The 12,000-nt window shown below is 69.2% G+C and carries 15 protein-coding genes; 7 read left to right on the top strand and 8 right to left on the bottom strand.

The window, feature by feature from the left end:
* The 3 genes from ACE3PU_RS06805 to hppD form a co-directional block, all read right to left on the bottom strand.
* On the bottom strand, window positions 1-596 hold a 596-nt coding region (locus ACE3PU_RS06805; protein ID WP_374388002.1), incomplete at its 3' end, for an isoaspartyl peptidase/L-asparaginase.
* A 22-nt stretch (window positions 597-618) separates the two neighbouring features.
* Window positions 619-798, bottom strand: coding sequence for a hypothetical protein (locus ACE3PU_RS06800; RefSeq protein ID WP_374388000.1), 180 nt, complete (start codon window positions 796-798; stop codon window positions 619-621).
* Window positions 799-1,896 carry a 4-hydroxyphenylpyruvate dioxygenase gene (gene hppD / locus ACE3PU_RS06795; RefSeq protein ID WP_374387998.1) on the bottom strand — a complete coding sequence of 366 codons (1,098 nt, stop codon included), beginning with the start codon at window positions 1,894-1,896 and terminating at the stop codon, window positions 799-801.
* Between the two features lie 171 nt (window positions 1,897-2,067).
* On the opposite strand from hppD, the gene ACE3PU_RS06790 reads away from it, so the two are divergent.
* Window positions 2,068-2,604 (top strand): hypothetical protein, encoded by a 537-nt coding sequence (locus ACE3PU_RS06790; RefSeq protein WP_374387996.1) that lies wholly within the window; start codon window positions 2,068-2,070, stop codon window positions 2,602-2,604.
* Between the two features lie 6 nt (window positions 2,605-2,610).
* Here ACE3PU_RS06790 and ACE3PU_RS06785 read toward each other — a convergent pair whose 3' ends face one another.
* The gene (locus ACE3PU_RS06785) at window positions 2,611-3,240 is read right to left on the bottom strand and encodes an exopolysaccharide biosynthesis protein (protein ID WP_374387994.1); all 630 of its coding nucleotides are present in this window, start codon (window positions 3,238-3,240) and stop codon (window positions 2,611-2,613) included.
* A gap of 114 nt (window positions 3,241-3,354) precedes the next feature.
* On the opposite strand from ACE3PU_RS06785, the gene ACE3PU_RS06780 reads away from it, so the two are divergent.
* Window positions 3,355-3,897, top strand: a complete 543-nt coding sequence (locus ACE3PU_RS06780; protein ID WP_374387992.1) for a disulfide bond formation protein B — start codon at window positions 3,355-3,357, stop codon at window positions 3,895-3,897.
* A 2-nt stretch (window positions 3,898-3,899) separates the two neighbouring features.
* Window positions 3,900-4,463: a demethoxyubiquinone hydroxylase family protein gene (locus tag ACE3PU_RS06775; RefSeq protein ID WP_374387990.1), complete on the top strand. Its 564-nt coding sequence runs from the start codon at window positions 3,900-3,902 to the stop codon at window positions 4,461-4,463.
* 49 nt (window positions 4,464-4,512) lie between these two features.
* Here ACE3PU_RS06775 and ACE3PU_RS06770 read toward each other — a convergent pair whose 3' ends face one another.
* Entirely contained in the window at window positions 4,513-5,715 is a 1,203-nt protein-coding gene (locus ACE3PU_RS06770) for an acetyl-CoA C-acyltransferase (RefSeq protein ID WP_374387988.1), read from the bottom strand.
* A gap of 264 nt (window positions 5,716-5,979) precedes the next feature.
* Between ACE3PU_RS06770 and ACE3PU_RS06765 the strand changes: the two genes are divergently transcribed.
* The 3 genes from ACE3PU_RS06765 (at window position 5,980) to ACE3PU_RS06755 (ending at window position 8,820) form a co-directional block, all read left to right on the top strand.
* Entirely contained in the window at window positions 5,980-7,029 is a 1,050-nt protein-coding gene (locus ACE3PU_RS06765; RefSeq protein ID WP_374387986.1) for a ribonucleotide-diphosphate reductase subunit beta, read from the top strand.
* A gap of 121 nt (window positions 7,030-7,150) precedes the next feature.
* Window positions 7,151-7,795 carry a glutathione S-transferase family protein gene (locus ACE3PU_RS06760; protein WP_374387984.1) on the top strand — a complete coding sequence of 215 codons (645 nt, stop codon included), beginning with the start codon at window positions 7,151-7,153 and terminating at the stop codon, window positions 7,793-7,795.
* The gene (locus ACE3PU_RS06755; protein ID WP_374387982.1) at window positions 7,792-8,820 is read left to right on the top strand and encodes an oxidoreductase; all 1,029 of its coding nucleotides are present in this window, start codon (window positions 7,792-7,794) and stop codon (window positions 8,818-8,820) included. The genes ACE3PU_RS06760 and ACE3PU_RS06755 overlap by 4 nt, the downstream gene beginning before the upstream one ends.
* Here the strand turns inward: ACE3PU_RS06755 and ACE3PU_RS06750 are convergent.
* Window positions 8,817-9,332 carry a hypothetical protein gene (locus ACE3PU_RS06750; RefSeq protein ID WP_374387980.1) on the bottom strand — a complete coding sequence of 172 codons (516 nt, stop codon included), beginning with the start codon at window positions 9,330-9,332 and terminating at the stop codon, window positions 8,817-8,819. The two genes, ACE3PU_RS06755 and ACE3PU_RS06750, sit on opposite strands and share 4 nt — an antisense overlap.
* A gap of 129 nt (window positions 9,333-9,461) precedes the next feature.
* Between ACE3PU_RS06750 and ACE3PU_RS06745 the strand changes: the two genes are divergently transcribed.
* On the top strand, window positions 9,462-9,725 hold the full coding sequence (locus tag ACE3PU_RS06745) for a hypothetical protein (protein WP_374387978.1): 264 nt from the start codon (window positions 9,462-9,464) through the stop codon (window positions 9,723-9,725).
* On the opposite strand, the gene ACE3PU_RS06740 is transcribed toward ACE3PU_RS06745, so the two are convergent.
* Together ACE3PU_RS06740 and ACE3PU_RS06735 are read right to left on the bottom strand one after the other, a co-directional pair.
* Entirely contained in the window at window positions 9,722-11,194 is a 1,473-nt protein-coding gene (locus tag ACE3PU_RS06740; RefSeq protein WP_374387976.1) for a sensor histidine kinase, read from the bottom strand. The two genes, ACE3PU_RS06745 and ACE3PU_RS06740, sit on opposite strands and share 4 nt — an antisense overlap.
* A complete protein-coding gene (locus tag ACE3PU_RS06735; protein WP_374387974.1) occupies window positions 11,191-11,991 on the bottom strand; it encodes a TVP38/TMEM64 family protein in 801 nt (266 codons plus the stop codon). Before ACE3PU_RS06735 ends, ACE3PU_RS06740 begins: the two co-directional genes overlap by 4 nt.
* Window positions 11,992-12,000: the final 9 nt, after the last annotated feature.

Below are 12,000 nucleotides of genomic sequence, written 5' to 3'. Positions count from 1 at the left end.
GGCGCCGGCGCCCCGGCGGGGCGGTCGGGCACGGGCAGCCCCGCCTCCGTCAGCGCCTTGACCAGGCCCTCCCAGCGCCGCTCGGTGAAGAACCAGGACGGATCGACCTGCTCCAGGCCCGCCGAGGCGGCGAAGGCGTCGGCGCCCGGGCCGATCAGCATGACGTGCGGAGACTGCTCCATCACCGCGCGTGCGGCGGCGATCGGATGGCGCGTGGCGGTCAGGCCGGCGACGGCGCCCGCGGTAAGGTCCGTCCCGTTCATCACGGCGGCGTCCAGTTCGTTCCGGCCCGCGGCGGTGAAGACGGCGCCGCGTCCGGCGTTGAACAGCGGATCGTCTTCCATGACCTGGATGGCGGCCTGCACCGCGTCCATCGCCGCGCCGCCCGACCGCAGCACGGCCGAGCCGGCGTCGAGCGCCCGCTGGAGCGCGGCGCGATAGGCGGCGTCCTGCTGCGGCGTCAGGCTGTCGCGTTCGATCACCCCGGCCCCGCCGTGAATGGCCAGCGACCAGCGCGGCGCCTCTTCCGCCACGACCGGAGCGGAGGACAGGCCCAACGACAAGGACAGGACGGCGGCGAACGCGACGGACTTCATGACTTCCCCCTCAGCCGGTCGATCAGGACCGATGGTGCATCCGTTTCCAGATGCGATAGGCGACGATGGGCGCAAAGCCGCAGATCAGGGCCGCGACCAGCACCACCCAGAAGCCGCCGCCCAGCCAGAACTCGCCCGCCAGCGCCCCGGCGCCGGCCGCCAGAAGCGGGCCGAGCCAGGGCAGCCAGTGCGGCGGCCGCATTCAGGCGTCGACCTTGATGACGCCGCGACGGATCTGGTCCAGTTCGATGGAGTCGAACAGGGCCTGGAAGTTGCCGTTGCCGAAGCCCTCGTTGCCCTTGCGCTGGATGATCTCGAAGAAGATCGGGCCGAAGGTGTCCTCGGTGAAGATCTGCAGCAGCAGGCCTTCCTCGTCCGAGCCGTCGATCAGGATGCGGTTCTTGCGCATCCGCTCCACGTCTTCGCCGTGGTTCGGCAGGCGTTTGTCGATCAGTTCGAAGTAGGTCTCGATCGTGTCCTGGAAGGCGACGCCGCGTTCGCGCATGGCCTCGACCGTCTCGAAGATGTTCTCGGTGGTCAGGGCGATGTGCTGGATGCCCTCGCCGTTGTAGCGGCGGATGAACTCCTCGATCTGGGAGTTCTCGTCCTGGCTTTCGTTCAGCGGGATGCGGATGGCGCGGTCGGGCGCAATCATCGCCTGGGAGAACAGGCCGGTCGCCTTGCCCTTGATGTCGAAATACTTCTGCTCTTCGAAGTTGAAGATCGAGTTGTAGAAGCCGGACCAGGTCCGCATCTGGCCGCGACGCACGTTGTGGGTCAGGTGGTCCAGGATCTCCAGGCCGACCGAGTTCTTGCGCTCGGCCTCTTCCCAGCCCTCGATCTCGTCCCAGGCGTCATAGAGGGAGCCGGCGTCGCCATACTGGTCGATGACGTAGAGCAGCGAACCGCCGATGCCCTGAAGGATGTAGGGGTGGTCGCCCAGCGCGCCGCCGTTCGCGCCCTCGGCCGCCACGGCGCCGCGCGCCAGGGCGCCCTCGTAGGCGGCCTTGGCGTCCGTGGTGCGGAAGGCCATGCCGTTCGCCGACGGGCCGTGGTCCTTGGCGAAGTCGGCGGCCTGGCCCTTCGGGCTGCGGTGAACCAGGAAGGAGATGTCGCCCTGCTTCAGGCGCACCACGTCGGTCTTCGGATTCACGTGCGTCTGGGTGAAGCCCATCATCTCCAGGCGCGAGATCATGGCTTTCGGCTCGGGGCCGGTGAACTCGACGAATTCGAAGCCGTCGACGCCGAGGGGGTTTTCCTGATCGATGCGCTGGGCGTCGGTTTGGGGAAGGTCGTGCATGGAGCGTCTCCTGCAAGGTTTTGGGGCGACCGGGTCGCCGATTGGCGCGGAACCTAATCGTCTGAACCGCTCGAGCCAAGGCGGACCACGGCGTCGTGATGGATACCGCTTGCCAGAAAGAGGCATCTGGTCGAACACGAGTCCTTTGGGGACCCGGGGGGCGATGATCCCATGACGGATCGGGAAATCGACGGCAGCGCGGACGCGCACGCCCAGCTGTGGGGCCTCTGGCGCCGCCTCAAGGCGCTGTTTCCCGCCTGGAGCCTGATTCCTTCCAGCTTCTACACGCCGGGCGCCTGGGGCTATGTCGGGGTCGACTTCCTCAGCGGCTTTCGTCGCAATCCCTCGACGATCCGGTCGTTCGAACTGCTTGAGGGGGTGGACGACGCGACCTTCGACGCCCTTTCTGCCCTGGCGAACCTGAACGTGCGCCGCCAGGACCAGATGGCCCGTGCGGTCGTCGTCGGCTACCTGACCATCCCGCTCTCGATCGTGGCGCTTGGGGCCGAACTGGCGGGCGACAGCCTGCTGGGCTTCATCCGCGCCGATCCGCTGATGATCTTCGGCGGCGCCGCGGTGCTCGGCCTGGCGCCGGCCGGCTATCTCAGCAGCCTGTGGCGCTCGCGACAGATTGTCGGGGTGCTGGACCTGATCCGCATCGAGCGGGGACAGGCGCCGTTCACGGCGCTGGAGCTGCGCGACGAATAGCGGCTCCTAGCCCGGCAGCAGCCGCGTCGCCCATTCCGCCCCGAACAGCAGGCCCGCCGCCACCGCTCCCAGCAGCGTCAGCCAAGCCGTCGCCACCGCCGCGCCGCCGATGACGAACAGGCCGTCGCGCTGGATCAGGCCGACCGAAAGCAAGGCCAGGGCGATCGACGGGATGGTGTTGGTCATCGGCAGGACGATGGTCAGGGTGGCCAGGATCATGAAGACCGCCGCCAGCTTCTCTCCGGCCCCGCTCGCGAAACGGCGCAGGCGCGGGCGCGACAGACGGTCGATCCAGGCCAGCTTCGATTCCGCGAAGTCGGCCATGGCCTTCAGCCAAGACCCCTTGGCCCGAAGCTCCAGCATCCAGCGCGGCAGCCACGGCTCCTCGCGCCCGACCAGCAGCTGGGCGGCGACCAGGATGATGATCACCCCCACCACCTGCGGCACGCCGTAGAGGCCGGGGACCAGGCACGGGATCGACAGCAGCAGGATCAGCAGGCCGTAGGCGCGCTCGTCCATCCGGTCGCGAATCTCGTGAAGGGTCAGGCCCTGCTCGCCGCCATCGTCGGCCAGGCGGCGCAGAAGGCGGGTGACGTTGTGGCTGACGTCGTCCTGATGAAGATCTTCGGCGGACATGGGGCTCTGCAGGCGGGGGAGGAAGAAGGGGCGGGGAGCCTTAGCACGTCCCGCGCGGCGGCGAAGCGGAACCTCCATCGACGGCGGCGCTGGGGCGAGGTAAACAGCCGGTCGATGAGAGCCGCCTATCGCCTCCTGACCCGCTGGTGGACCGCCTTCGCGCTTGCGGCCTCGCTGACCATGCTGGGCGCCGCCCACGCCTTCGAGCGGTTCGGCGGCCTGGCGCCGTGCAACCTCTGCCTCAAACAGCGCGAGGTCTATTGGGGCGCCGTCGTCATCGCCGTGCTGGCCACTGGCTGGACCCTGTTCAGCGGCGGCCGGCGGGGCACGCCGCGCATCGCCTCCTTCCTGCTGGCCGCGGTCTTCGCCACCGGCGCGATCACGGCCCTGTTCCACATGGGCGGCGAGCAGGGCTGGTGGGCCCTGCCCGCGACCTGCATGGGCGGCGCCTCGGTCGATGTCGACGCCCTGGCGGCCCTGGCGGCCGGAACCGCCCCCGCCGGCCCCCTGCCCTCGTGCGGCGACGTGGCCTGGAGCTGGCTGGGTCTGTCGATGGCCGAATGGAACGTCCTGATCTCCCTGGCGCTTGCGACGTTCAGCCTGCTGGCCGCCAAACGTCCCAAGGACGCCCGCGCCCCGCGCATCGAAAAGGCCTGACCATGAGCGACCGCATTCCGCTGCCTCGTCCCGGACAGGGCGCCGACAAGGCCCGGATGGACGAGATCCTGCGTGTCGACCACGCCGGGGAATACGCCGCCGTCCTGATCTACCGCGCCCAGCGTGCGGTGTTCGAGGCGAAGAAGGGCCGCGAGGCGATCACTCAGGATCTGGCCGAGATGCAGGACCAGGAGGCGGTTCATCTGGCCCGGTTCGAAAGGCTGCTGAACGAGCGCAAGGTGCGGCCCACGGCCATGACGCCGGTCTGGCGGCTGGCGGCCTCGGCGCTCGGCGCCGGGACGGCCCTGATCGGCGAGAAGGCGGCTCACGCCTGCACCGAAGCGGTCGAGAGCGTGATCGAGCAGCACTACGCCGACCAGATCGCCGAGATCGGCGAGCGCGACCCGGCCCTGGCCGCCGAGCTGAAGCAGTTCCGCGAGGAGGAACTGGCCCACCACGACCACGCCATCGAGCACGGCAGCCGCGAGGCCCCGGCCTATCGCCTGCTCAGCGGCGTCATCAAGGCCGGGTGCAAGGCGGCGATCAAGATCAGCGAGAAGGTCTGATTTTCGTCATCCCCGGTTCCCCCCAGGATGACGAGCTCATCAGTGCGCCTCAGTAGATCTCGAACAGGCCGGCTGCGCCCATGCCGCCGCCCACGCACATGGTGACGACGCCGTATTTCGCGCCGCGCCGCTTGCCCTCGATCAGGACGTGGCCGGTCATCCGCGCGCCCGACATGCCGTAGGGGTGGCCGATCGAGATGGCGCCGCCCGACACGTTCAGCCGGTCATTCGGGATGCCCAGGGTGTCGCGGCAATAGAGCACCTGGACGGCGAAGGCCTCGTTCAGCTCCCAGATGCCGATGTCGTCCACGGTCAGGCCGTGACGCTTCAGCAGCTTGGGCACGGCGTAGACCGGGCCGATGCCCATCTCGTCCGGCTCGCAGCCGGCGACGGCCATGCCGCGATAGGCGCCCAGCGGCTGGAGGTTGCGCTTCACCGCCTCGCCGGCCTCCATGATCACGCAGGCCGAGGCGCCGTCCGACAGCTGGCTGGCGTTGCCGGCGGTGATGTATTCGCCCTGCTGGATCTCCTCGCCGGCGCCGAACACGGGCTTCAGCGACTTCAGGCCTTCCAGGGTGGTCTCGGGCCGGTTGCCCTCGTCCTTGGACAGGGTGACCTCCTTCCTGGAGGTCTCGCCGGTCGCCTTGTCCATGACCAGCATGGTCGTGGTCATGGGGACGATTTCCGCATCCAGCCGCCCCTCGGCCTGGGCCTGGGCCGTGCGCTGCTGGGACTGCAGCGCATATTCGTCCTGACGGTCGCGGCTGATCCCGTAGCGGCGGGCCACGACCTCAGCGGTCTCCAGCATCGACATATAGATGTGCGGTGACAGCTTCAGCAGGTCCTCGTCCTTGCCGCGGTACAGGTTCATGTGCTGGTTCTGGACTAGGGAGATGCTCTCCAGCCCGCCGCCGACCGCCATCTTCTGCTGATCGAAGATGACCTGTTTGGCGGCCGTGGCGATGCCCATCAGGCCCGAGGCGCACTGGCGGTCCAGGCTCATGCCCGGGACGGTCGAGGGCAGGCCCGCGGCCAGCGCCACCTGGCGCGCGACATTGGTTCCGGTCGAGCCCTGCTGCAGGGCGGCGCCCATCACCACATCCTCGATCTCGGCCGGATCGACGCCGGCGCGCTGGACCGCGTGCCGCACCGCATGGGCGCCCAGCTGCTGCGCCTGGGTGTCGTTGAAGGCGCCGCGATAGGCGCGGCCGATCGGCGTGCGGGCGGTGGAGACGATGACGGCTTCGCGCATGGATTTCCTTCCTGTGGCCTGACTGCCGGCCGGTGTTTCCTCTTGGGGTCCACATTAGGCCCCTCACGCCGCGTCAAGGAAGACCGCGCGGACCGTCCCCAGCCTCATCCCCAAAAAACTGAGGCCCGCCCACTACATATAGCGGTGCTGGAAAATGTGATCGCTAAATAGGGGAAGTTCCTCTTGGCGCCGATGCCGACCCGCCGCATGGTGAACGTCTCTTCGGATTCGCTCTCCTCGCTCCCGACCAAAGGTCTTCGCCCGATGAACGCCGTGACCCCGATCATCCGCGCCGACGCGCCCGGCCTCCTGACCCCGTCCGCCGCCTACAAGCCGTTCCGCTATCCGTGGGCGTTCGACATGTGGAAGAAGCAGCAGCAGGTCCACTGGATGCCGGAAGAGGTGCCGCTGGGCGAGGACGTCAAGGACTGGGCCTCGACCCTGAACGACGGCGAACGCAACCTGCTGACCCAGATCTTCCGCTTCTTCACCCAGGCGGACATCGAGGTGCAGGACAACTACATGGAGCGCTACGGCCGGGTCTTCAAACCGACCGAGGTGAAGATGATGCTGGCCGCCTTCGGCAATATGGAGACGATCCATATCGCGGCCTACGCCCTGCTGCTCGAAACCATCGGCATGCCCGAGAGCGAGTTCGGCGCCTTCATGGAATACGAGGCCATGCGGGACAAGCATGACTACATGGGCCAGTTCGGTGTCGATACAGACGCCGACATCTGCCGGACCCTGGCCATGTTCGGCGGTTTCTCGGAAGGCGTGCAGCTGTTCGCGTCATTCGCCATGCTGATGAACTTCCCGCGCCAGAACAAGATGAAGGGCATGGGCCAGATCGTGTCCTGGTCGGTGCGCGACGAGAGCCTGCACTGCGAAGGCATCATCAAGCTTTACCACGCCTTCAACAAGGAAACCGGCGCGGTCACCAAGACGGTGGCGGACGACATCGTCGACTGCTGCAAGACGGTGGTGAAGATGGAGGACAAGTTCATCGACCTGGCCTTCGAAATGGGCTCGGTCCAGGGCATGACGCCGGACGACATCAAGCAGTACATCCGCTTCATCGCCGACTGGCGCCTGCGCCAGCTGAAGCTGCCGGAAGTCTACGGCGTGAAGGAAAACCCGCTGCCCTGGCTGCAGTCGCTGCTCAGCGGCGTCGAGCACGCCAACTTCTTCGAGGCCCGCGCCACCGAATACTCCAAGGCGGCCACCCAGGGGAGCTGGCACGGCGCCGACGGGGTCTGGAGCGAGTTCGATCGCATGATGGCGCGGCGCGACATGAGCCTGGTTGCGGGCTGACGGAGCCCGGCCTCAAGCAGCGCGACGCGCGATAGGCTGAAAAGACCTGTCCTCAAGCAGCGCGAAGCGCGATAGGCCGCGCGACCGTTCGGGCGTATCTTCTCCCGAAAGGAGAGACGCCATGGCCGACGAGATCGTCTTCTACACCAACCCCATGTCGCGCGGACGCATCGTCCGCTGGATGCTGGAGGAGGTCGGTCGCCCCTACCGGACCGAGGTGCTGGACTACGCCACCACCATGAAGGCGCCGGCCTATCTGGCCATCAATCCGATGGGCAAGGTGCCGGCCGTGGTCCATCGCGGGGTGACGGTGACGGAATGCGCCGCCATCTGCGCCTATCTGGCCGACGCCTTTCCCGAGGCGGACCTGGCCCCGGCGCTGGATGATCCCCGACGCGGCCTCTATTATCGCTGGATGTTCTTCGCCGCAGGTCCGGTCGAGGCGTCGGTGACGGCCAATTCCCTGGGGCTCCTGCCGCCGGCCGAGAAGTCGGCCATGGTCGGCTACGGTTCGTTCGAACAGACGGTCGACGCGCTGGAACACGCCGTCGAACAGGGCGGGCCCTGGCTGCTGGGCGACCAGTTCACCGCCGCCGACGTTTATGTCGGCAGCCAGGTGGCGTGGGGCCAGATGTTCAAGAGCCTTCCCGAGCGTCCCGCCTTCCAGGCCTACGCCGCCCGGCTGATGAGCCGCCCAGCCGCCGTCCGCGCGCGCGAGATCGACGACGCCCTGATCGCCGAGGCCAAGGCGAGGGCCGAATCTTGACGCCCGCCGGCGTCGCCCTGGTCGGTTACGGCTATGCCGGAAAGACCTTCCACGCGCCGCTGATCGCGGCTGCGAAAGGCCTGCGGCTGCATACGGTGGTCTCCCGCCAAGGCGATGTGGTGAAGACGGATTGGCCGGAGGCGAAGGTCGCCGCCGACCTGGGCGCCGCCCTGGCCGATCCGGGGGTCGAACTGGTCGTGATCGCCGCGCCCAACGCCCTTCACGCCCCCCTGGCCCGGCAGGCCCTGGAGGCCGGCCGCGCCGTCGTCGTCGACAAGCCCTTCACCCTGACCGTCGCCGAGGCGAAGGATCTGGCGGCCCTGGCCGAGGCGCGCGGGCGGCTGCTGTCGGTCTTCCACAATCGCCGCTGGGACGCCGACTTCCTGACGCTTCAGGCCCTGATCGCGGAAGGCCGCCTGGGTCGGATCGTCCGCTTCGGGAGCCATTTCGACCGCTTCCGGCCCCAGGTGCGCGACCGCTGGCGCGAGGCGGACGTTCCCGGCGCCGGCGTCTGGTACGACCTTGGGCCGCACCTGATCGATCAGGCGCTGGTTCTGTTCGGCCGACCTCTGGGCGTCAGCGCCGACCTGGCCGTGGTCCGCGAGGGCGGCAAGGCGACCGACTACGCCCACGCCGTGCTGCGCTACGAGGGTTTGCGCGTCATTCTGCACGCCGACATGCTGTCCGCCGCATCCGACCTGCGCTTCGCGATCCAGGGCGAGCGCGCCGGCTGGATCAAGTCCGGCCTCGACATCCAGGAGGAGCAGCTCAAGGCGACCGGCCGCGCGGGCGGCGACGGCTGGGGTCTGGACCCCCGCCCCGGCCTGCTGATCGACGGCGAGACCGGCGCGCGCGCGCCCGTCGACGGGCCGGCTGGCGACTATCGCCGCTTCTACGATCAGATCGCCCTGGCGCTGCGCGGGCAGGCGCCCAATCCGGTTCCGCCCGACCAGGCCGTGGCGGTGATGGAGGTTCTGGAAGCCGGCCTGATCAGCGCAGAGCGACGGGCCGAACAGCCCCTCTAGGGCCGACGCGCGGCGCAGGCCGCCCGCACCCCGGCCCGGCAGGCCGCGACCCGCTCTTCCCAGGCGGCGTAGTCGCGGTCGTACTGATCCTGGGCGGCGCGCGTCGCCTCGGCCGCCGCGCGCGCCCGCTCCTCGGTCTGCTGCACCTCGATCTGATAACGGGCCAGCGCGGCGTCATGCGCCAGCCGGTCCGCCGCCTCCTGCCGTTCGGCCAGGTCGTTCTGGGCCGCGATCTCGGCGTTCAGGGCGCGCGTGACCGCGAGTTCCGCCTCGGTCTGCTGACTGTCAGGCGCCCGGTGATAGGCTTCGCCCCGCGCCCGCAGCAGCGCCTCGCGGGCGGCGGGATCGGCGGGGTTCCCCTGCGGCAGCACGCGCTGGTCGCGATAGCCGTCGGGGGCGACATAGGGGCTGGCCTCCGAGGTGGCGGCCTCAGCCCCTGGCGACGTCTGCCCTTGCGCGGCGCCCGCCACGGCCAGGGTGGCGGCGATCGTCAGGACGATGAACGGCTTCATATCGATCTCCAGAAAGGCGCAAGCTGTACAGGAACACTCAAGCTTGAAAACGCGCCAAGGCCGAAAAGGTTGGCCAAGCGCCGGCGTTGGGGCATGGTCGGCGCCTCTCTAAAGCGGGCGTCGCATCCCATGATCCTGAGCACCTCTTCCGGCGACTTCCCTATTCCGCCCTCGGTTGCGCGGCGTCTGCCCAATGTGCCGGCGCTGCCGGACATGTCGGCCCCCAATGCGCGCCTGCAGCTGGCGGACTTCCGCGACTGGCTGGACGCCTCGCCCGAGCACGCCATCGACTACGAGCGCCTGCGCCGCTGGCATCTGGTGCAGGAAGAGCTGGCGGCGCGCGCCCGCAGCGAGAACCGCGACTTCGTCGTCACCGACGACGGCTTGGACTAGGCGGGCAGGCGCAGCTCGAACACGGCGCCGCCCTCCGCGCCGTCCACCAGGCGCAGTTCCCCGCCATGCAATGCGGCCAACTCGCGCGAGATAGTCAGGCCCAGGCCGGTGCCTTCCGAGGTCTTGGAGCTGACGAAGGGCTCGAACAGTCGCTGCGCCAGGCGCGCCGGGATGCCCGGGCCGTCGTCGGCGATGCGCACCACGCTGACGCCGTCCTCGGCGAAGGCGCTGATGGTGATCGCGCCCTTGCCGCGCCGCTCGGGCGCGCGGCCGGGGTCGGATTCGATAGCCTGGCGGGCGTTGCGCATCAGATTGACCAGGATCCGGTAGAGCTGGTCGGGATCGGCCTCCACGGCGAAGCGCGGCGGCAACTGCTTGACCAGGCGGACGCCGTCGGGGTCCAGCCCGGCGTCCTCGGCCGCCAGGGTCAGGGCCTGGGTTAGCACCACGCGGGTCTTCTGCGGCGCGGGCTCCTCGCTCTTGCCGTACTCCAGGACATTGCGCGACAGGGCCGCCGCCCGGCCCAGCGCGCGCTCCAGGCGCGGCAGGGCCTTGGCCACCGCCGGGTCCGGCGAGGCGGCCAGCCGCTCCGAGGCCATCTGCGCCGAGGTCAGCATGTTCCGGAGGTCGTGATTGATCTTGGCCACCGCCTCGCCCAGGGCCACCAGCCGGGCGCGCGACCGAAGCGACTGGCGCACCTCCTCCTGCATCCGCGCCAGTTCGCGCTCGACCCGGCCGATCTCGTCGTGACGGTCGGAAGGAGTTTCCGGATCGCTCTCGGGATCGGCGGCGAACCGTTCCATGGAGCGGGTCACCCGCCGCAACGGCCTGAGCACCAGCAACGCCAAGCCGCCGTAGAGCAGCGCCCCCGCCGTCGCCGAGATCAGCAGCGAGACCAGCAAGCTGTTCACCAGGAAGGCGCGAAGCTCCAGCTTCAGCGGCTGGGCCGGCGTGACGATCTCGATGAAGTCGCCCGAGCGATAGCGCGGCTGGGCCTGGACCCGCAGCGACCGATCCGGGTGGCCGAACAGTGTGCGCCACGGATCGGTCAGACGCGACCAGACGTTCTCGCGGCGCAGGTCGATCAGTTCGGGCGCCCGGGGCAGGTTCGGCGCCTGCAGCAGCAGCCGCCGGACCCCTTGCTCGGTCAGGGCCACCGCCTGAACCCCGCCGATCCGCATCAGTTCGGCGGCGGTGTCGTCCTCGACGGCGCTGTACGGCAGGGCCTCGACCCCCACGGAGGCCAGCTCCGCGGCCTGCAGCCGGTCGCGCAGCCAGCGCTCGTGGAAGGCGGCCAGGTTCGGCCCCAGGATCAACGCCTCCACCGCCAGGGTGAAGGCCACCGTCAGCAGCAGCAGGCGCGAGGACAGGCCGTCGGGCGCGCGCGGCCGCAGGCGCTCGCGCCAGGTCTCGACCGCGTCCGGCGACAGCTTCAGCCGCGCCGCGATCCGCTCCAACAGGGCGCTCATGCGGCCGCCGCCCCGGCCCGACGGCGTCGCGCCATCTGGACCAGCTTGATGCCCAGCGGCAGCAGCAGCGACAGGAAGACCACGCCCATCAGCGGCCAGAAGAACTGGCGCAGCAGCACGTCCAGGTCCGGCCGGACGCCCGCGCGGATCAGCCCCCCCAGCCGCGATCCGATCCAGGTGTAGATGAAGGTCGACGGCAGCAGCCCCAGGAAGGTGGCGATCACATACGGCCTCAGCGGCACCGCCATCATGCCCGCCGTGGCGTTGATCAGGACGAAGGGCACGCTGGGGATCAGCCGCAGGGTCAAGAGGGTGGTGAAGGCGTTGCGGTCGATGCCCTTGGCCAGCCGGTCCATGAAGCCGGCGTCGGCCTCGAACTTGGCGCGCAGCCAGCCGCCGATCGAGGTGCGATAGACGCCGTAGATGACGACCGACCCGATCGTCGCCCCCATCGCCTGGGCCAGCATGCCGACCACGGGGCCGAACATCATGCCGCCCAGCAGGGTCAGGAAGACCGGGCCCGGTATGGTCGAGGCGGTCGCCAGGGCGTACACGGCCACGAAGGCGGCCAGGGCGATCCACCAGTTCTCGCGCGCATAGGCCTGCAGGTTCAGTCCGTGTTCGCGGATCAGGTCCATCGACAGGAAGCGGTTCCAGCCCATGGCGAAGAACAGCACGACGACACCGGCGATCGCGGCGAGCGGCAGCAGCCGCAACGCCCATTCCTTCGCCGATCTTTGCGCCATGCGGCCGTCGTCCTCGAAATGCCCGGTCGCGGCGTTGACTCGCGCGGCCATGCGACTTAT

The organism is Brevundimonas sp., from assembly GCF_041911375.1.
Lineage (GTDB): Bacteria > Pseudomonadota > Alphaproteobacteria > Caulobacterales > Caulobacteraceae > Brevundimonas.
This window is presented reverse-complemented; position numbering and strand designations above follow the sequence as displayed.

What these genes read in the sequence shown, in the direction of transcription:
- ACE3PU_RS06790 (WP_374387996.1), top strand. Translation starts at nt 2,068, where the DNA reads ATGACGGATCGGGAAATCGACGGCAGCGCGGACGCGCACGCCCAGCTG.
- ACE3PU_RS06735 (WP_374387974.1), bottom strand. Translation starts at nt 11,991, where the DNA reads ATGGCCGCGCGAGTCAACGCCGCGACCGGGCATTTCGAGGACGACGGC.
- ACE3PU_RS06800 (WP_374388000.1), bottom strand. Translation starts at nt 798, where the DNA reads ATGCGGCCGCCGCACTGGCTGCCCTGGCTCGGCCCGCTTCTGGCGGCC.
- ACE3PU_RS06745 (WP_374387978.1), top strand. Translation starts at nt 9,462, where the DNA reads ATGATCCTGAGCACCTCTTCCGGCGACTTCCCTATTCCGCCCTCGGTT.
- ACE3PU_RS06760 (WP_374387984.1), top strand. Translation starts at nt 7,151, where the DNA reads ATGGCCGACGAGATCGTCTTCTACACCAACCCCATGTCGCGCGGACGC.
- ACE3PU_RS06780 (WP_374387992.1), top strand. Translation starts at nt 3,355, where the DNA reads ATGAGAGCCGCCTATCGCCTCCTGACCCGCTGGTGGACCGCCTTCGCG.
- ACE3PU_RS06750 (WP_374387980.1), bottom strand. Translation starts at nt 9,332, where the DNA reads ATGAAGCCGTTCATCGTCCTGACGATCGCCGCCACCCTGGCCGTGGCG.
- hppD (WP_374387998.1), bottom strand. Translation starts at nt 1,896, where the DNA reads ATGCACGACCTTCCCCAAACCGACGCCCAGCGCATCGATCAGGAAAAC.
- ACE3PU_RS06765 (WP_374387986.1), top strand. Translation starts at nt 5,980, where the DNA reads ATGAACGCCGTGACCCCGATCATCCGCGCCGACGCGCCCGGCCTCCTG.
- ACE3PU_RS06775 (WP_374387990.1), top strand. Translation starts at nt 3,900, where the DNA reads ATGAGCGACCGCATTCCGCTGCCTCGTCCCGGACAGGGCGCCGACAAG.
- ACE3PU_RS06770 (WP_374387988.1), bottom strand. Translation starts at nt 5,715, where the DNA reads ATGCGCGAAGCCGTCATCGTCTCCACCGCCCGCACGCCGATCGGCCGC.
- ACE3PU_RS06740 (WP_374387976.1), bottom strand. Translation starts at nt 11,194, where the DNA reads ATGAGCGCCCTGTTGGAGCGGATCGCGGCGCGGCTGAAGCTGTCGCCG.
- ACE3PU_RS06785 (WP_374387994.1), bottom strand. Translation starts at nt 3,240, where the DNA reads ATGTCCGCCGAAGATCTTCATCAGGACGACGTCAGCCACAACGTCACC.